Source organism: Rathayibacter sp. VKM Ac-2803 (assembly GCF_009807175.1).
GTDB lineage: Bacteria > Actinomycetota > Actinomycetes > Actinomycetales > Microbacteriaceae > Rathayibacter.
The window spans coordinates 1,811,021-1,828,269 of sequence record NZ_WUCD01000001.1 but is presented as its reverse complement, the minus strand read 5'-3'; the positions used below and the strand labels follow the sequence as shown (position 1 = coordinate 1,828,269).

Here is a 17,249-nt window from a genome sequence, read left to right as displayed (position 1 = left end):
GACGGGTCGGGCCTTCGAACGCCGGCGGCTACGCGCTGGTGTGGAACTTCAGCTGGGCGGCCGCGAGGCCCGACTCGGCGATGAGCTCGACCGCGTCGGCCGCATCGGCGACCAGGATCGGGAGCGTCTCGCGCTCGGGGCCGGCGAAGTCCTTCAGCACGAAGTCGGCGGCGCTCTGCCGGCCGGGCGGGCGCCCGATGCCGACGCGCACGCGGAGGAAGTCGGCTCCGCCGGTGGAGGCGAGGATGTCGCGGATGCCGTTGTGGCCGCCGTGGCCGCCGCCCTGCTTGAGGCGGAGGGTGTCGAACGGGATGTCGAGCTCGTCGTGCACCACGATCAGGCGAGCAGGCTCGAGGGAGTAGAAGTCGAGCAGCTGCGCCGTCGGGCCGCCCGAGAGGTTCATGAAGCTGTTCGGCTTGCCGAGCACCAGCTTCGGCCCGCCGGGGCGGAGGAAGCCCTCGGCGACGACCGCGTTCGCGCGGTTGTGGCGGCGGAACGATCCGCCGATCCGCGTCGCGAGCTCGTCGAGCACCATCTGGCCGACGTTGTGCCGGTTGCGGGCGTACTGCGCGCCCGGATTTCCCAGACCGACGACCAGCCAGGTGTCACCCATGTCGTTCCCTCTCGTGGACAGAGCTCTCTTAGTGGCGCCCGGAGCCCGGACGCGGAACGGGCCCGCACGCGATCGCGGCGGGCCCGTTCGAGCGGGTGGTGTCGCCGACTACTCGGCGGACTCGGCGACGACGTCGCCGGTGGCGGGCGCCTCGTCCTCGCCCTCGCCCAGGTCCTGCTCGACCTCGGCGGTCACGTTGACCACGAGCGCCTCGGGGTCGGTGAGCAGCGTCGCGTTGTCGAGGAGCTCGATGTCCTTCGCGAGGATCTGGGTCCCCTCCTCGAGGCCCTCGACCGACACCACGATGTTCTGCGGGATCTTGGTGGCGTCGACCTCGAGCGAGAGCGTGTTGGCCTCGAGCGAGACGAGCGTGCCGGGAGCGGCCTCGCCCTCGACGTGCACGGGGATGTCGACGACGACCTTCTCGCCGAGCTTGATGACCACGAGGTCGATGTGCTCGATGATCTGGCGCACCGGGTCGCGCTGGATGTCCTTGACCAGCGAGGTCTGCGCGACGCCGTCGATGTCGAGCTCGAGGATCGCGTTCGCCTTGCGGGTCAGCAGGAGGATCTGGTGGCCGGGCAGCGTGACGTGCTGCGGCTCGGTGCCGTGGCCGTAGAGCACGGCGGGGATCTTGTTCTGGGCGCGGATCTTGCGGGCCGCTCCCTTGCCGAACGAGGTGCGGACCTCGACGACGACCTTGTTGGTCAGTTCAGCCATGATGTTCTCCTCGGCAGCGCAGTGCGCCGCCTGATCGGGTCGTGGCCTGCGGCCACGGACGGGGTTTCGACTCGAACGCATGTCAGCGTGAGGAAAAGTCCGGGGCGACCCTCTCGGGGCGCTTCGCCTGCTTCCACCGCGTCGATCACGGATGCACTCGCGCATCCCTCGCCGAAGTTCAGCTGCTCACACTACCGGTCGACGTGCGCTCCCGCCACCGCTCCGCCGAGCACCCAGCCGCGGTCGCTAGCGTGCGGGCATGACGACTGACGACTTCGGCTCGTACGTGGAGAAGAACGGCTTCCACCGCGACACCAACTACATCCCGACGCGCATCACGGCCGACGGCCGCGACGGCTTCCCGGTCGAGGCCGGCCGATACCGACTCGTGGTCGCGCGCGCGTGTCCGTGGGCGAACCGCGCCGTGATCGTGCGCCGCCTGCTCGGCCTCGAGGACGCGCTCTCCATGGGGATCTGCGGCCCGACGCACGACAAGCGCAGCTGGACCTTCGACCTCGATCCCGGCGGCGTGGATCCGGTGCTCGGCATCCCCCGCCTGCAGGACGCGTTCCTCAAGCGCTTCCCCGACTACCCGCGCGGCATCACCGTGCCGGCGATCGTCGACATCCCGACCGGCGAGGTCGTCACCAACGACTACCCGGTGATGACGCTCGACTTCTCGACGGAGTGGACCGCGTTCCACCGCGAGGGCGCTCCGGACCTCTACCCCGAGAAGCACCGCGACGAGATCGACGAGGTCGCCGAGCTCGTCTTCCACGACGTGAACAACGGCGTCTACAAGTGCGGCTTCGCCGGCTCGCAGAAGTCGTACGAGCGCGCCTACGACCGGCTCTGGGCCCGTCTCGACTGGCTCGAGGAGCGCCTGTCGACGCAGCGCTACCTCGTCGGCGACACCATCACCGAGGCGGATGTGCGCCTCTTCACGACGCTCGCGCGCTTCGACGCCGTCTACTACAGCCACTTCAAGGCCAATCGGAACCTGCTCTCGGCGATGCCGGCGCTCTGGGGCTACGCGCGCGACCTGTTCGCGACTCCGGGATTCGGCGACACGATCGACTTCAGCCACATCAAGTCGCACTACTACGAGGTCCAGCGCGACATCAACCCGACCGGAGTGGTGCCCAAGGGCCCCGACCTGTCGGGCTGGCTCGTGCCGTCAGGCCGCGAGGAGCTCGGCGGCCGCCCGTTCGGCGACGGCACTCCTCCCCCGCCCCCGATCGAGTCGGAGCGCGTGCCCGCCGGACACGGAGCCTGACGCCGAGGGGACCCCGGACCGTCGAGACAGCCTGCCCTCGAGGGCGGCCTCGACGGTCCGGGGTCCCCTCGCCGCACAGCCGTGCGCCGCGATCGCGACGGACGTGCGCCGCGACCCGGGCACCGCGGAGGGGCGCGGCGATAGCCTGGAGATCCTGAACGCGTACGTCGAGGAGAACCGTGTCTGACAAGCCCACCGCCACCGCCAACATCGGAGTCGTCGGTCTGGCGGTGATGGGCTCGAACCTCGCCCGCAACCTCGCCAGCCGCGAGGGCAACACCGTCGCCGTCTTCAACCGCTCCTACGGGCGCACCGAGACGCTGATCACCGAGCACCCCGAGGCCGGCTTCGTCGCCTCGGAGACGATCGAGGACTTCGCCGCCTCGCTCAGCACCCCGCGCACCGCGATCATCATGGTCCAGGCGGGCCGCGGCACCGACGCCGTGATCGAGCAGCTGACGAAGGTGTTCGAGCCCGGCGACATCATCGTCGACGGAGGCAACGCCCTCTTCACCGACACCATCCGCCGCGAGAAGACGGTCCGCGAGACCGGCATCCACTTCGTCGGCACCGGCATCTCGGGCGGCGAGGAGGGCGCGCTGAAGGGCCCGTCGATCATGCCAGGCGGCTCGGTCGAGTCGTACAAGACGCTCGGCCCGATCCTCTCCTCGATCGCCGCGGTCGCCGAGGGCGAGCCCTGCGTCACGCACATCGGCACCGACGGCGCCGGCCACTTCGTCAAGATGATCCACAACGGCATCGAGTACGCCGACATGCAGCTCATCGCCGAGGCGTACGACCTGCTCCGCACCGTCGGCGGCCACGAGCCCGCCGCGATCGCCGAGGTCTTCGACGCGTGGAACAAGGGCGACCTCGAGTCGTACCTGATCGAGATCACCGCCGAGGTCCTCCGCCAGGTCGACGCCGACACCGGCAAGCCCTTCATCGACGTCGTGCTCGACCAGGCCGGCTCGAAGGGCACCGGAGTCTGGACCGTGCAGAACGCGCTCGACCTGGGCGTGCCCGTCGGCGGCATCGCCGAGGCCGTCTTCGCCCGCGCCGTCTCCTCGAAGCCCGAGCAGCGCGCCGCCGTGCAGAAGCGCGTCACCTCGCGCCCGACCCCCGTCGCCCTCTACGACGGCTTCGAGGACGACGTCCGCGCCGCCCTCTACGCCTCGAAGGTCGTCGCCTACTCGCAGGGCTTCGACGCGATCATCGCCGGTGCCGAGAAGTACGGCTGGGAGATCGACAAGGGCGCCGTCGCGAAGATCTGGCGCGCGGGCTGCATCATCCGCGCCCAGTTCCTCAACCGCATCGTCGACGCGTACGCCGAGGACGCGAGCATCACCACGCTCCTCGAGGACCCGTACTTCGCCGAGGCCGTCGCCAACGGCGAGGCCGCCTGGCGCCGCATCGTCTCGACCGCCGCGCTCTCGGGCGTCCCGATCCCCGGCTTCGGCGCGGCGCTGTCGTACTACGACTCGCTCTCGTCGGTGCGCCTCCCCGCAGCGCTCGTGCAGGGCCAGCGCGACTTCTTCGGCGCGCACACCTACCAGCGCGTTGACAAGGAGGGCACCTTCCACACGCTGTGGTCCGGCGACCGCACCGAGGTCGAGCAGGACCCCTCGACCCACTAGTCGGCGACACGGCGAAGGCGCTCCCGCACCGAGGTGCAGGGGCGCCTTCGTCGTTCCGGTCAGCGCAGTCCGGTCAGCGCAGCCAGACGGTGGTGTCCGGGGGCAGCACGCCGTCGAGCGGTCCGCTCGCCAGGAGCACCTCACCCTCGGGCAGCGCGGCAGCGGTGTCGCCGAAGTTCGTCACCGAGCGCCAGCCGTTGGGGCGCGCGAAGTGCAGGACGCCCTCCTGGCCGTCCCGCCACTCCAGCTGCTCGTCGGTCTGCAGCGCGTGCCGGAGCGCGAGGGCGCGGCGGTAGAGCGACAGGGTCGACTCCTCCCGCAGCTCCTCGGCCTCGACGGAGGCGCCGGCGAACCAGGTGGGCTGCGGCAGGTGCGCGCCGCCCGGACCGAAGCCGAAGGAGGTGCCCGTCGACTCCCACGGCAGCGGCACCCGGCAGCCGTCGCGACCGACGTCGGTCCCGCCGCTGCGGAAGAAGGTCGGATCCTGGCGCTCGGCGTCGGGGATGCCGGCGACCTCGTGCAGGCCCAGCTCCTCGCCCTGGTAGAGGTAGGCCGATCCCGGCAGGGCCAGCAGGAGGAGGGTCGCGGCACGGGCGCGGCGGAGCCCCTTCTCGCGGTCGAGGGCCGGCTCCTCCCCTCCGCTCAGCAGCCACTGCTTCGCGGGGGCGACCGGAGCCTCGCCCTGCGCGGGCAGGCCGTAGCGGGTCGCGTGCCGCACCACGTCGTGGTTCGAGAGCACCCACGTGGTCGAGGAGCCCGACTCCGCGGCCAGCTCGAGGTTGAACGAGATCAGGCGGCGGACGGTGTCGGCGTCGAAGTCGGCCTCGAGCAGGTCGAAGTTGAAGGCCTGGCCGAGTCCTTCGGGGCTCGCGTAGCGGGCTCGCCTCGACGCGTCGACCCACGCCTCCGCCACCGCGGTGCGCGGCGGGTCGTAGGAGTCGAAGAGGGCCCGCCACTCGGCGTACACCTCGTGCACCTCGTCGCGGTCCCAGAAGGGGTGGCTGCCGTCGAGGCGCTGCTCGACGAGCTCGGCGGAGGCGGCGAGCGGCTCGGTCAGATCCTTCACCAGCGAGTGCGCGACGTCGATCCGGAAGCCGTCGACCCCGCGGTCGGACCAGAAGCGGAGAGTCCGGAGGAAGTCGTCGCGGATCTCGCGGTTCGCCCAGTTCCAGTCGGGCTGCTCCTTCGCGAACAGGTGCAGGTACCACTGTCCGTCACCGACCGGCTCCCAGGCCGGGCCGCCGAAGACCGACTCCCAGTCGCTCGGCGGCAGGGCTCCGTCGGTGCCGCGGCCGTCGCGGAACACGTAGCGCTCCCGCTCGGGCGATCCCTTCGGGGCGGCGAGCGCCTCCTGGAACCACGGGTGCAGGTCGGAGGAGTGGTTCGGCACGATGTCGACGATCACACGGAGGCCCGCCTCGTGCAGCAGCGCCGTCATCTCGTCGAACTCGGCGAGCGTCCCGATCCGCGGGTCGACGTCGCGGTAGTCGGCCACGTCGTAGCCGCCGTCGGCGAGCGCCGACGGGTAGAACGGGCTGAGCCAGACCGCGTCCACCCCGAGCTCCCTCAGGTACGGGATGCGCTGGATGATCCCCGCGAGATCCCCGATCCCGTCCCCGTTCGCATCCGCGAAGCTCCGCGGGTAGATCTGGTACACCGCCGCCTGCCGCCACCACAGCGCGTCGTCCTTCGTCCCGCTCCTCGTGAGCACCGTGTCTGTCACGTGTTTCCTTCCCTTGATTGGTCTGTTCCGTTCACGCCACCCCGCTGAGGACGTGGACCTCGTTACGCCCGCTGCGCGGCCTACTCGATCAGCAGAGGCTGCCCATGCGGCTCACGCGCAGCGCGGCCTTCCCCTGCTCGCGCACAGCGCGGCTTTCCCTGGCTCGCGCGCAGCGCGGCCCACCGCCTACCGCGTCCCCCGGAGCTGAGCCCGCGGGTCTCGGGGTGGTCAGCTGCAAGGCGGAGGAGGGAGTCGTAGCGGAGCTACGGCGACCGACGACAACGCCGCAGATGGCCGCCCCGAGGCCCGCGTGCCCTACTTGATCGCGCCCTGAGTGACGCCGGACATGACCCAGCGCTGGGTGAAGAGGTAGACGATGATCGCCGGCGCCATCGCCATCAGGTAGGAGGCGAAGGCGACGTTGTAGTCGTTGCTGAACTGGGTCTGGAAGATCTTCTGCAGCACCGGCAGCGTCTGCAGCGACGGGTCGGAGGTGATCAGCGACGGCATCATGAAGTCGTTCCAGGAGGCGAGGAAGGCGAAGATGCCGACCGTCGCGCTCATCGGGGCGAGCAGCGGGAACACCAGCCGCCAGAACACCTGGTTCGTCGACGCCCCGTCGAGGCGGGCGCTCTCCTCGAGCTCCTCCGGCAGCGAGCGGAGGAACGCGGTGAACAGCATCACGCTGAACGAGAGCTGGAACATCACGTGCAGGATCGCGACGCCGATCGGGTTGTCGAGGCCGACGAACCCGGTGAGCGACACCTGCGAGAGCGCGAGCACCGGGAACGGCAGGAACATCGCGGCCAGCAGGTAGAAGAACGACCAGCGGTAGAAGCGCTTGTCCCAGTTGCGCGAGATGGCGAACGCGGCCAGCGCGCTGAGGACGATGGTGCCGCCGACCGTGATCGCCGACACGAGCACCGAGATCGCGAAGCCGCGCGGGAAGTCGGTGAGGTTCCACGCCTGCACGAAGCCGTCGACCGAGAACGGCAGCGGGATCGAGAAGGCGTTGCCGTCGACCGCCTGCGCCGTGGTCTTGAAGGCCATCGTGAGCGTGACCCAGAGCGGACCGATCACCGAGAGGGCGCAGATCGCGAGCACGATCGTGAGGAGGAGGCTGGAGCGCTTCCGCCGGGCGCCGCGGCGGGCGTCGGCGTTCACCGCCGGCCGGGTTCCGGGGAGGGACGGGGCGAGGGGGACCTGGCTGGTCATCAGAAGGCCGCCTTTCCGCGCGAGACGCGCAGTTGCACGAGCGCGATCACGAGCGCGATGAGGAAGAAGATCGTGGCGTTGGCCATCTGGTAGGCGTAGTCGCCGCTGGTGAAGCCCGAGAAGATCGTCATCGCGACGCTGCGGGTCGAGGTTCCGGGGCCGCCGTCGGTGAGGCCGACGATGATGTCGTACGAGTTGAGGAAGTTCTTGAAGCCGATCACGAGGTTGATCACGACGTAGCCCGCGACGAGCGGGAGGGTGATCGAGCGCAGCTGACCCCAGGCGGAGGCGCCGTCGAGCGATGCGGCCTCGTAGACGTCTCCGGGGATGGAGAGCACCCCGGCGATGTAGATCAGCAGGGCGGAGGGGACCGCCTGCCAGGCGGTCACGATCACGATCGCGAGCCACGCGAGGTTCGGGTCGGCCAGCATGCTGCTGGCGAGCGGCGTGAAGGCGATCGACTCGGCGAAGGCGGGCAGCGAGTTCGAGAACAGGAAGTTGAAGACGAACGCGATGATGATGCCCGAGACGACCATCGGCAGCACGAACACGGCGCGGAGGGCGACCTTGCCGCGGATCTGCGACGTGAGAGCGATCGCGAGCAGGAACGCGACGACGTTCACCGCCACGACGGTGACCAGGGCGAGCAGGACCGTGAAGCCGTAGGAGGCGGCGATCGCCGGGTCCGAGAACAGTGCGACGTAGTTCGTCAATCCGATGAAGGACCACTCGCCGAAGCCGATCGAGTCGGTGAAGCTGAAGAAGACGCCCATCGCCGCGGGCAGGGTGATCGCGAGCGTGAAGAGCACGAGCGCGGGCAGCAGATACAGGAGGAAGGTCCTGTCGGTGCGCTGCCGGCGCCGTTGCGGGGCGGCCGGGCGGGGCGCCTCGGTCGGGCGCGCCTCCGCTCGGGTGGGGGCCTGGAGTGCCATGGGTGTCTCGTCTCTGAGAGGTGGTGGGAAGCGGGGGGTCAGGAGCGGAACGCGATGCGCGCCCAGTCGGCGTCGACGGTGCGCAGCGTCGACGCGGGGTCGGAGCCGAGCACGATGCCCTGGAGGTAGTTCTGCAGCGGGATGTTCTGCGGCACGAGCTGCGAGGCCCCGAGGCTGAACGCGGCGCGGTCGTAGAACTCCTGCAGCTCGACGAGGGTCGGCTGCGTCACCGGGGGCGCGTCGGTCGTGACGCCGAACGCGTTGTTGTCGGCGTTGTACGCGTCGATGATCTCGGGCTGCATCAGGAAGGCCAGGAACTCGCGCGCCGCCTCCTTCTTCTCGGAGGCCTCGGGGATCCAGAGGGCGAGGTCGACGTTGACCCGCACCCGGCGGTCGTCGGGATCGTCGGTCATCGGCAGCGGGAACGCGCCGATCGAGAGGTCGGGCGCCGTCTTGGCGATCTCGCTCAGCGCCCACGGACCCTGGAACAGCATCGCGGCCTCGCCGTTCGAGAACGCGAGGTTGCCGTCTCCGTAGGCGCGGCTCGCCGCGTTGGGGTTCGAGTACGCGGCGACCTGCAGCATCTGGTCGACCGGGGCGGCGAAGTCCTTCTCGAACGACACCGGGGAGCCGGCTCCGACGTCGGCGCCCTGCTCCTTCAGCTGCGAGAAGAAGGCCTCGAGGTCGACGGTGCCGCCGACGGAGTAGTCGAACAGGCCCTGCGCGACCGTCCACGGATCCTTGTAGGTGCCGTAGATCGGGGTGATGCCCGCGGCGGTGAGCGCCTCGCAGACCGCGAGGAACTCGGTCCACGTCGTCGGCACCTCGAGCCCCTGCGCCGCGAAGATGTCGCGGTTGTAGAGCACCGCGGCCATCATCAGCGAGTACGGCAGGACGCTCGTGCGATCCGGGTAGGCCGCGGTCTGCTCGATCAGCGGCTGGATCGCGGGATTGATCCGCTTCGCCTCCGGCATGTCGGACAGATCGCTGAGGGCGCCCCGCTCGACGAAGCGCGCCACCTCGAAGTTGTAGTTGAGGCAGCCGAGGTCGGGCGGGTTGCTCCGCACGAAGCCGGCCGAGAGGTTCGAGGAGAAGTCGTGGACGACGCGGATCCGCGACTGCGACGCGTGGAAGCGGTCGATCACGTCGCCGAAGTAGCCGATGACCTCGGGCTTGGACTGGAAGAAGGTGATCTCGGTCACGCCGCCCGAGGAGCCGGGCGAGGCGCAGGCCGACAGGCCGAGCGCCGCGGCGCCGGCTCCCGCGACCGCGAGGAGGGCGCGCCGGCTGAGTCCGCCGGCGGTGGAGGGTGAAAGGGGCACGTCGTCGTCTCCCGTGGATCGTGGATAAGTTGCTGTGTCGACTAAATCTAATGAGAAAATCTAGTACGCGATGTACTGTTGCAGCCGATCCGCCCGGGGTCAAGAGGGAGGTGCAGCGGATGTCCGAGGTCACCACGTTCTCGTTCCAGCGGCGCCGCAACGCCCTCGAGGTCCTCGGGCAGGCCTGGAGCGGAGCGCCCCTCACCGCCTCCGATCTCATCGAGCGCACCGGACTGACCCGCTCGACCGTGATCGCCGTCTGCGACGACCTCATCGAGCTCGGCTGGCTCCAGGAGCTCGAGAACCAGCGCGCCGCCGGCGACTACGTCAAGGGGCGACCGGCCCGCCGGTACTCACTCCGGCGCGACGCAGGTGTGGTCGTCGGCGTCGACGCCGGTCAGCACAGCGTCGGGGTCTTCGTCGCCGACCTGCTCGGCGAGACCGTCGCCCGGCGCACCGAGCCGGTCGCGCACGAGCACGTCGAGGACATCCCCCGCGAGCGCCGCATCGCCGACATCGAGCGGGTCCTCGACCGCACCCTCGCCGAGGCGGGGATCAGCGACTCCGGTGTCCTCGCGATCACGTTCGGCGTCCCCGCACCGGTCGACGCCCGCGGTCGCTCGCCCGAGGGCGACAACGACTTCTGGGGCGTGATGAACCCCGGGCTCGCCGACCGGTTCGCCGACCGCGGCTGGGAGGCGGTGGTCGACAACGACGCCAACCTCGCCGCCCTCGCCGAGGGGTGGCGCGGAGCGGCCGTCGATGCCGACGACTACCTCGCCCTGCTCTCCGGCGAACGGCTCGGCGGAGGCGTCGTCCTGGGCGGACGCCTGCTGCGCGGTGCCCGCGGACTCACCGGCGAGATGCGCTACCTCGACCTGGTCGAGGGCGTCGGCTCGGCCGAGGGCATCGCGGCGCTCGCCCGGCACTGGGCGCACGAGGCGATGGCCGTCCCCGGGCATCCCGCATCGCTCCTCGATCGGAGGGACGCTCCTGGAGCGGAGCAGGTCTTCGCCGCCGCGGAGGCGGGCGACCCGCTCGCTCAGGAGGTCGTCGACCGGCTCGCCGAGCGCCTGACGAACGTGGCCGCGACCCTGGCGAACCTGCTCGACGTCTCGCTCATCGTCGTGGGCGGCGCACTCGCCGCCTCCGCTCAGCCGCTGCTCGCCGACGTGGCACGGCGGCTGGTCGGCCGAGTGCACGCCCCGGCGCCGCGGATCCTGGCCTCCACACTCGGCGACCAGGCCGTCGCGCTCGGCGCTGTGCGCTCCGGTCTCGACCGGGTGCGAGCGGATCCGCTGTCGCTGCGACTCCCGGGCCGCGCCCTCGACGAGGTGTCGGGCGCCGGACGCTGAGCGGTCAGCGCCGGAACGCGCGGACGATCAGGAGCCCCGCGAGCACGATGGCCACCGCGGCGGCCGTCGCCGAGGGCAGGGCCAGCAGGAGCAGCAGCGCCATCGCGGCCCAGACGACCGCGGCCCAGGACACTCCCCTCGCGCCCCGGTCGAGGCGGCGGAGGGTCGACGCGACCAAGGCCGCGCCGATCGCGAAGGCGAGCAGCGCATCCGCGTCGAGGATCACCACGGCGAGCACCGAGACGAGGCACACCACGAGCTGGACCGCCGACGGCACGCCGGTCCGGCGGTTGCGGGCGGCGAACGGCCGGGGGATCTCGCCCTCGTCGGCGAGGCGCACCAGCGCCGAGGCGTCCCGTCTCGCCAGCACGACGAGCGCGAGGAGGGAGGCGACCACCGCCGCGATCGCGACCGGCACCTCCGCCGCCGTCCCCGCCACGGAGGCGCGCAACGGGGCCGCGGCCGCCGCGAGCGTCCCGGGCCCCACGAGGAGCAGGAGCCCGGTGCCGATCAGCGCGGCGAGCACGGCGGTGACGGCGATGCGGATCAGCGAGCCGCCGGTCCTCGATCCGGGCGCCGCCGTCGGGAAGAGGAGGAGCAGGAAGGCGGCCGCCGAGACCGCCCCCTCGGGACCGCCGAGGATCAGATCGGACGACGCCGCGCTCGGAGGGGTGACCAGCACGATCACGACCGCGGCGAGGAGGAGGAGTCCGACGAGCGCACCGAGGGTCACCGCCAGGCGCTGGCGGAGCACTCCCCCGCGCACGACGAAGAGCGTGACCGCGACCAGGAGGAGGATCGCGACCGGGCGAGCGCTCGCGCCGACCACCGACTCGGCGGCCGTGAGCGCGAGGGCGGCGGAGCCGAGCGCCCGGCCCGCGAGCCCCAGCCACTCCCCCGTCGGCCCGTCTTCCGCGGCCCGGCCTGCGTCCGCGAGGACGCCGAGGATCGCCGCGACCGTCGCGATCGCGAGCCCGAGGAGCAGCCACCAGCCGGCCTCGAGCGCCGCGGGCGACCAGACGAGGAACAGCCCCGCGAGCCCCACCACCCACACCGGCTCTCGCGGCGCACGCTTCGGACCCCCCGTCCGGGTCTGATCCGATCGCACAGCCACTCGCTCACCCTAGCGATCGCCCACCTCGTCGGTCCCGCCGTGGCCGGGAGGCGAGAGCGGAGCGAAGGTCCCCTCCTCGCCGATCGGCCCACCTCGTCGATGGAGCCCACCCTCTCCTCGCTGATCGAGTAGCCCGCGCAGCGGGCGTATCGAGATCCACATCCGTCAGAAGGGCAGGGCTGAAGCCTGGTCTGCTGACGCCGGTGGGTCTCGATACGCCCCTGCGGGGCTACTCGACCAGCATGCTCGGCGCCGGATTCTCCTGCCGCCCTCCGCGCTGATCGAGTAGCCCGCGCAGCGGGCGTATCGAGATCCACGTCCGTCCGAAGGCCGGGACTCAAGCCCGATCTGCTGACGCCGGTGGGTCTCGATACGCCCCTGCAGGGCTACTCGACCAGCAAGCTCGGCACGGACGCCGGCTTCTCCCGCCGCCCGCTCGCTGGTCGAGTAGCCCGCGCAGCGGGCGTATCGAGATCCACATCCGTCAGAAGACAAGGGCCGAAGCCTGATCTGGTGACGCCGGTGGGTCTCGATACGCCCCTGCAGGGCTACTCGACCAGCATGCTCGGCGCCGGCTTCTCCCGCCGCTCTCCGCGCTGATCGAGTAGCCCGCGCAGCGGGCGTATCGAGATCCACGTCCGTCAGAAGACAAGGGCCGAAGCCTGATCTGCTGACGCCGGTGGGTCTCGATACGCCCCTGCGGGGCTACTCGACCAGCAGGCTCGGCACGGACGCCGACTTCTCCCGCCGCCCGCTCGCTGATCGAGTAGCCCGCGCAGCGGGCGTATCGAGATCCACGTCCGTCAGAAGACAAGGGCCGAAGCCTGATCTGCTGACGCTAGTGGGTCTCGATACGCCCCTGCGGGGCTACTCGACCAGCAGGGCGGAGCCACTCCACGCCCGAAGCCGCTGAGCGCGCCTCGGGGCGGTCGATCGCAAGGCGGACGAGGAAGCGATACCGGCGGTATCGCGACCGAGGACAACGCCGCAGATGGCCGTGCCGAGACCCGCTACGCGTCGCCGTCGAACATGGAGGTGACGGAGCCGTCATCGAAGACCTCGTGGATCGCCCGCGCGAGCAGCGGGGCGATGGGGAGGATCGTGAGGCGGTCCCAGCGCTTCTCCTCGGGGAGGGGGAGGGTGTCGGTGACGACGACGGAGTCGATGAACTCGGAGCTGAGCAGCTCGCGGGCCGGGTCGGAGAAGACCGCATGGGTCGCGGCCACGACGACTCCGACGGCGCCGGCGGCCTTGAGGGCCTCGGCCGCCTTGGCGATGGTGCGGCCGGTGTCGATGAGGTCGTCGACGAGGAGGCAGACGCGGCCGGCGACCTCTCCGACGATCTCGTGGACCGAGACCTGGTTGGCGACCTTGGGGTCGCGGCGCTTGTGGATGATCGCGAGCGGCACGCCGAGCTTGTCGCTCCAGATGTCGGCGACGCGGACGCGGCCCATGTCGGGCGAGACGATGGTGAGGGTCGACGGGTCGAGCTTCTCGCGGAAGTGCTCGAGGAGCACCGGCATGGCGAAGAGGTGGTCGACGGGCCCGTCGAAGAAGCCCTGGATCTGCGCGGCGTGCAGATCGACCGACATGATCCGGTCGGCTCCGGCGGCCTTGAAGAGGTCGGCGACGAGGCGGGCCGAGATCGGCTCGCGGCCGCGACCCTTCTTGTCCTGCCGGGCGTAGGGGTAGAACGGTGCGACGACCGTGATGCGCTTGGCCGAGGCGCGCTTGAGCGCGTCGACCATGATGAGCTGCTCCATGAGCCACTCGTTGATCGGCGAGGTGTGCGACTGCATGACGAACACGTCGCCTCCGCGGACGCTGTCGCCGTAGCGCACGTACAGCTCGCCGTTGGCGAAGGTGCGGCCCTCGGTGTTCACGAGCTCGGTGCCGAGCTCGGCGGCGACCTGCTCCGCCAGCGCCGGGTGCGCCCTCCCCGAGACGAGGACCAGGCTCTTCTTGTTGCTGGCGGTGATGGCCGTCACTGTGCTCCGCTTCCTCCGGTGGCCGGCTCGGTGCCCGTGGGCTCCGACGCCAGGGCTGCCTCGGCGGCGGTGGCCGACGCGGTTCCCGGGCGGTGGGTCTGCACCCATCCGGCCATGTTGCGCTGCGGAGCGACGGTGATCCCGAGGGCTCCGGCTGGGATGTCCTTGCGGATGACCGTGCCGGCGCCCGTGTACGCTCCGTCGCCGATTCTAACCGGGGCGACGAAGACGTTGTGCGACCCGGCCCGCACATGGGACCCCACCATCGAGGCGGCCTTGGTCACTCCGTCGTAGTTGGCGAAGATCGAGCCGGCGCCGATGTTCGACTCCTCGCCGATCGTCGCGTCGCCGACGTACGAGAGGTGGGGCACCTTCGAGCCGGCGCCGATGGTGGCGTTCTTCGTCTCGACGTAGGTGCCGATCTTGCCGCGGGCGCCGAGGACGGTGCCGGGACGGAGGTAGGAGAACGGCCCGACCTGGGCGCGGGCGCCGATCACGGCGAGGGTGGCGTCGGAGCGCTTCACCACGGCGTCCTCGCCGATCTCGCACGCGTCGAGGGTGGTGTCGGGGCCGATGATCGCGCCGGAGGCGATGACGGTCGGTCCCTTGATCTGGGTGCCGGGGAGGATCTCGACGTCGGGTGAGAGGACGGCGTCCACGTCGATCCAGGTGGTCGCCGGGTCCTGGATCGTGACCCCGGCGAGCTGCCAGCGCCGCACGATGCGGGCGTTGAGCTCGAGCGCCGCGTCGGCGAGCTGGGCGCGGTCGTTGATGCCGGCGACGAGCCAGCGGTCCTGCACGGGGACGGCCTCGATGGCGCGACCCGCTGCCTTGAGCGCGGCAGCGGCGTCCGTCAGGTACTTCTCGCGTTGGGCGTTGTCGGTGCCGATCGCGCCGATCACCGAGCGGAGGGCGGCGGCGTCGAACGCGTACACCCCGGCGTTGGTCTCGGTGAGGGCGAGCTCGGCGTCGCTCGCGTCCTTCTGCTCGACGATGGAGGCGAATCCGCCGTCGCCCGCGCGCACGATGCGCCCGAACCCGGTCGGGTCCTCGAGCACGCACGAGAGCATCGTCAGCGCGTTCGCAGCGGCGAGGTGCTCGTCGACGAGGCGGCGGAGGGTCGTGGCGTCGAGGAGGGGGACGTCGGCGCTGAGCACCACGACCGTCCCGTCGAAGTCGTCGGGCAGCGCCGCGAGGCCGAGCTCGACCGCACGGCCGGTGCCGGGCACCTCGTCCTGATCGACTACGAGGGCCGCGGGGGTGTGCTCGAGGACCGCCTCCGCCACCCGCGCGCGCTCGTGGCGGACGACGGTGACGACGTGGGCGGCGTCGAGAGAGGCCGCGGTGTCGAGGACGTGCCCGAGCAGCGGGCGACCCGCCAGCCGGTGCAGGACCTTCGGGGTGCGGGACTTCATCCGGGTGCCCTGACCGGCGGCCAGGATCACGACCGCGAGCGTGCTGTCGACCATGTCTCGTTCTCCTCCGGGGCCGACCCGCGCGGGTGGACCCTGCTCCGCCACCAGGATTCGAACCTGGACCGGACAGCTCCAAAGGCTGCCGTGCTGCCGTTACACCATGGCGGACTGCGCTCGCGCGCGCCGTCCATCCTGCCATCCGCCCGCGCTCGACCCGCACTCCGCGGCGTCGGGCGGGAGGGTCGGGTCCCCCACCTCCGTCGCCGCGCGGACCGCGATGCGGCGCTCGAGGGCGGCGAGGCCGTCGACGTGCTCGTACAGCGACGGGTTCCCGACCCCGAGCCGATCGGCGACGGCGCTCGTGCTGAGCCGACCGAGGCCCCGCTCGTCGGCGAGGGCCGCGCCGGCCTCCGTGACGATCGCGGCGTCGAGCCCGGCTCTAGGCGCGGCGCGTGGCGGCGAGGGTCCGGCCGAGGAAGGGCAGGAGCAGTCGGAGCAGCTCGTCGGGGGTCTCGGTGTGCGGGTAGTGGCCGGCGCCGTCGATGACGGCGAGCTCGCCGAGGCCGGCGGGCAGATCGGCGAGGATCCGCTCGCCCTCGGCGCGCGGGTCGGCCCAGTCGGGGTCGGCGCCGCCCTCGACGATGAGCACCGGGCACGTCACGTTGCCCAGCTGGGCTCCGGCGTCGGCCGGAGTGGTCGTGGTCATGGCCTTCAGCACGCGCATCCGCTCGGGGCGGCTCAGGCTCGTCTCGATCCGGGCGCGCTCGCGGGCCCAGTCGACGGGCTTCGTGGGGATCGCCAGGTCGAGGTAGGCGAGCCACCCCTTCAGGCTGCCGGTCATCATGACCTTCGCCAGCTCGATCGTGCCGGCGCGGTGCTTCTTCACCCGCAGGAGCCCCCCGAAGTCCATCGACTGCTTGCGCGTGAAGGGAGCGAGCTCGGCGAGGCCGACGACGAGGTCGGGCGCCGTGGCGGCGGCGATCGTCGCCGCACCGCCGCTGATCGACTGGCCGACGAGGACGGCCGGGCCGCCGAGGTGGCGGACGAGGGCGACCAGGTCGCCGGCGATGTCCGTACGGCTGTAGCCCTTCCAGTCGACGCTGGACTCGCCGCATCCGCGGAGGTCGACGTTGGCGACGCGGTAGCCCGCGGCGACGAGGGCCGGGACGATGAAGCGGTAGGAGTGGCGGCTGTCGCCCATGCCGTGGGCGAGCACCACGAGGGGTCCCTCTCCCGTCAGGTCGTACGCGATGGTGCCTTCGTCCAGGGTCAGGAACTCGGTCATGTCGTCCTCCAGTCGGCTAATGCGGATAGCCACAAGCTAGAGGCTATAGCCGTTGATGTCAACAGCGGTCGCCGCCGGCACGACGGAGGGCGTCCACCCGCCAGAATGGAGGGGTGAGTGCGAATGACGAGGTCGACGGGATCGTCGACGCCTGGGTGCGCGAGCGGCCCGACCTCGACTTCACTCCCCTGCAGGTCTTCTCGCGCATGCGGAGGCTCGCCAAGCAGCTCGAGCGCGCCCGCGGCATCGCCTTCGGCCGTTCCGAGCTCGAGACGTGGGAGTTCGACGTCCTCTCGGCGCTCCGCCGCGCCGGCGCTCCCTACCGGATGAGCCCGAAGCAGCTGCTGCAGGCGACGATGGTCACCAGCGGCACCATGACCAACCGCATCGACCGCCTGGTCGAGCGCGACCTGGTCGAGCGCCTCGACGACCCGAACGACGGCCGCGGCGTGCTCGTGCAGATGACGCCGTCCGGGCTCGCCCGCGTCGACGCCGCGATCACCCGCCTGGTCGACGCCGAGCAGGAGCTGCTGGGCGCGCTCACGCACGCGCAGCAGGAGCGGCTCGCGCAGCTCCTCCGGAAGCTCTCACTCGACTTCGGCTGAGCGCGACGTCAGCCAGGAGTTCCGCTCGCGCACCATGGCGCGCGAGCGG

15 protein-coding genes and 1 tRNA gene are annotated in these 17,249 nt (G+C 71.2%); 4 read left to right on the top strand and 12 right to left on the bottom strand.

The features are described 5' to 3' along the window. Positions 1 to 28: 28 nt before the first annotated feature. Together pth and GRS96_RS08455 are read right to left on the bottom strand one after the other, a co-directional pair. The gene (gene pth, locus GRS96_RS08460) at positions 29 to 613 is read right to left on the bottom strand and encodes an aminoacyl-tRNA hydrolase (protein WP_159988247.1); all 585 of its coding nucleotides are present in this window, start codon (positions 611 to 613) and stop codon (positions 29 to 31) included. 108 nt (positions 614 to 721) lie between these two features. Then, on the bottom strand, positions 722 to 1,333 hold the full coding sequence (locus tag GRS96_RS08455) for a 50S ribosomal protein L25/general stress protein Ctc (RefSeq protein ID WP_159857426.1): 612 nt from the start codon (positions 1,331 to 1,333) through the stop codon (positions 722 to 724). Positions 1,334 to 1,592: 259 nt separating this feature from the next. Here GRS96_RS08455 and GRS96_RS08450 point away from each other — a divergent pair, with 259 nt between their 5' ends. Then, positions 1,593 to 2,609 carry a glutathione S-transferase family protein gene (locus GRS96_RS08450; RefSeq protein ID WP_159857428.1) on the top strand — a complete coding sequence of 339 codons (1,017 nt, stop codon included), beginning with the start codon at positions 1,593 to 1,595 and terminating at the stop codon, positions 2,607 to 2,609. Positions 2,610 to 2,788: 179 nt separating this feature from the next. Then, the gene (gene gndA, locus GRS96_RS08445) at positions 2,789 to 4,246 is read left to right on the top strand and encodes an NADP-dependent phosphogluconate dehydrogenase (protein ID WP_159988246.1); all 1,458 of its coding nucleotides are present in this window, start codon (positions 2,789 to 2,791) and stop codon (positions 4,244 to 4,246) included. Positions 4,247 to 4,319: 73 nt separating this feature from the next. On the opposite strand, the gene GRS96_RS08440 is transcribed toward gndA, so the two are convergent. From GRS96_RS08440 to GRS96_RS08425, 4 genes are all read right to left on the bottom strand, one after another. After that, positions 4,320 to 5,969 carry a glycoside hydrolase family 13 protein gene (locus tag GRS96_RS08440; RefSeq protein WP_159988245.1) on the bottom strand — a complete coding sequence of 550 codons (1,650 nt, stop codon included), beginning with the start codon at positions 5,967 to 5,969 and terminating at the stop codon, positions 4,320 to 4,322. Positions 5,970 to 6,284: 315 nt separating this feature from the next. Continuing rightward, a complete protein-coding gene (locus tag GRS96_RS08435; protein WP_159988244.1) occupies positions 6,285 to 7,184 on the bottom strand; it encodes a carbohydrate ABC transporter permease in 900 nt (299 codons plus the stop codon). Beyond that, a complete protein-coding gene (locus tag GRS96_RS08430; protein WP_159857436.1) occupies positions 7,184 to 8,116 on the bottom strand; it encodes a carbohydrate ABC transporter permease in 933 nt (310 codons plus the stop codon). Before GRS96_RS08430 ends, GRS96_RS08435 begins: the two co-directional genes overlap by 1 nt. 38 nt (positions 8,117 to 8,154) lie before the next feature. Continuing rightward, positions 8,155 to 9,438: an ABC transporter substrate-binding protein gene (locus GRS96_RS08425; RefSeq protein WP_159988243.1), complete on the bottom strand. Its 1,284-nt coding sequence runs from the start codon at positions 9,436 to 9,438 to the stop codon at positions 8,155 to 8,157. A gap of 119 nt (positions 9,439 to 9,557) precedes the next feature. Between GRS96_RS08425 and GRS96_RS08420 the strand changes: the two genes are divergently transcribed. Further along, positions 9,558 to 10,793, top strand: a complete 1,236-nt coding sequence (locus tag GRS96_RS08420) for an ROK family protein (RefSeq protein ID WP_159988242.1) — start codon at positions 9,558 to 9,560, stop codon at positions 10,791 to 10,793. Between the two features lie 4 nt (positions 10,794 to 10,797). On the opposite strand, the gene GRS96_RS08415 is transcribed toward GRS96_RS08420, so the two are convergent. The 6 genes from GRS96_RS08415 to GRS96_RS08390 form a co-directional block, all read right to left on the bottom strand. Beyond that, positions 10,798 to 11,841 carry a hypothetical protein gene (locus tag GRS96_RS08415; RefSeq protein WP_159857442.1) on the bottom strand — a complete coding sequence of 348 codons (1,044 nt, stop codon included), beginning with the start codon at positions 11,839 to 11,841 and terminating at the stop codon, positions 10,798 to 10,800. Between the two features lie 1,076 nt (positions 11,842 to 12,917). Beyond that, positions 12,918 to 13,895 (bottom strand): ribose-phosphate diphosphokinase, encoded by a 978-nt coding sequence (locus tag GRS96_RS08410; RefSeq protein WP_159857444.1) that lies wholly within the window; start codon positions 13,893 to 13,895, stop codon positions 12,918 to 12,920. Then, the gene (gene glmU, locus GRS96_RS08405) at positions 13,892 to 15,364 is read right to left on the bottom strand and encodes a bifunctional UDP-N-acetylglucosamine diphosphorylase/glucosamine-1-phosphate N-acetyltransferase GlmU (protein WP_159988241.1); all 1,473 of its coding nucleotides are present in this window, start codon (positions 15,362 to 15,364) and stop codon (positions 13,892 to 13,894) included. Before glmU ends, GRS96_RS08410 begins: the two co-directional genes overlap by 4 nt. Positions 15,365 to 15,406: 42 nt before the next feature. Further along, positions 15,407 to 15,478, bottom strand: a tRNA-Gln gene (locus GRS96_RS08400). Then, a complete protein-coding gene (locus GRS96_RS08395) occupies positions 15,464 to 15,730 on the bottom strand; it encodes a TetR family transcriptional regulator (RefSeq protein ID WP_159989273.1) in 267 nt (88 codons plus the stop codon). Before GRS96_RS08395 ends, GRS96_RS08400 begins: the two co-directional genes overlap by 15 nt. Before the next feature lie 19 nt (positions 15,731 to 15,749). After that, positions 15,750 to 16,628: an alpha/beta fold hydrolase gene (locus tag GRS96_RS08390; protein ID WP_236553591.1), complete on the bottom strand. Its 879-nt coding sequence runs from the start codon at positions 16,626 to 16,628 to the stop codon at positions 15,750 to 15,752. A gap of 80 nt (positions 16,629 to 16,708) precedes the next feature. On the opposite strand from GRS96_RS08390, the gene GRS96_RS08385 reads away from it, so the two are divergent. After that, positions 16,709 to 17,200, top strand: a complete 492-nt coding sequence (locus GRS96_RS08385; protein WP_068251926.1) for a MarR family winged helix-turn-helix transcriptional regulator — start codon at positions 16,709 to 16,711, stop codon at positions 17,198 to 17,200. Positions 17,201 to 17,249: the final 49 nt, after the last annotated feature.

Bases quoted from the DNA above. Each gene is read 5' to 3' on its own strand.
- pth (WP_159988247.1), bottom strand. From the start codon at position 613: ATGGGTGACACCTGGCTGGTCGTCGGTCTGGGAAATCCGGGCGCGCAG.
- GRS96_RS08455 (WP_159857426.1), bottom strand. From the start codon at position 1,333: ATGGCTGAACTGACCAACAAGGTCGTCGTCGAGGTCCGCACCTCGTTC.
- GRS96_RS08450 (WP_159857428.1), top strand. From the start codon at position 1,593: ATGACGACTGACGACTTCGGCTCGTACGTGGAGAAGAACGGCTTCCAC.
- GRS96_RS08435 (WP_159988244.1), bottom strand. From the start codon at position 7,184: ATGACCAGCCAGGTCCCCCTCGCCCCGTCCCTCCCCGGAACCCGGCCG.
- GRS96_RS08430 (WP_159857436.1), bottom strand. From the start codon at position 8,116: ATGGCACTCCAGGCCCCCACCCGAGCGGAGGCGCGCCCGACCGAGGCG.
- GRS96_RS08420 (WP_159988242.1), top strand. From the start codon at position 9,558: ATGTCCGAGGTCACCACGTTCTCGTTCCAGCGGCGCCGCAACGCCCTC.
- glmU (WP_159988241.1), bottom strand. From the start codon at position 15,364: ATGGTCGACAGCACGCTCGCGGTCGTGATCCTGGCCGCCGGTCAGGGC.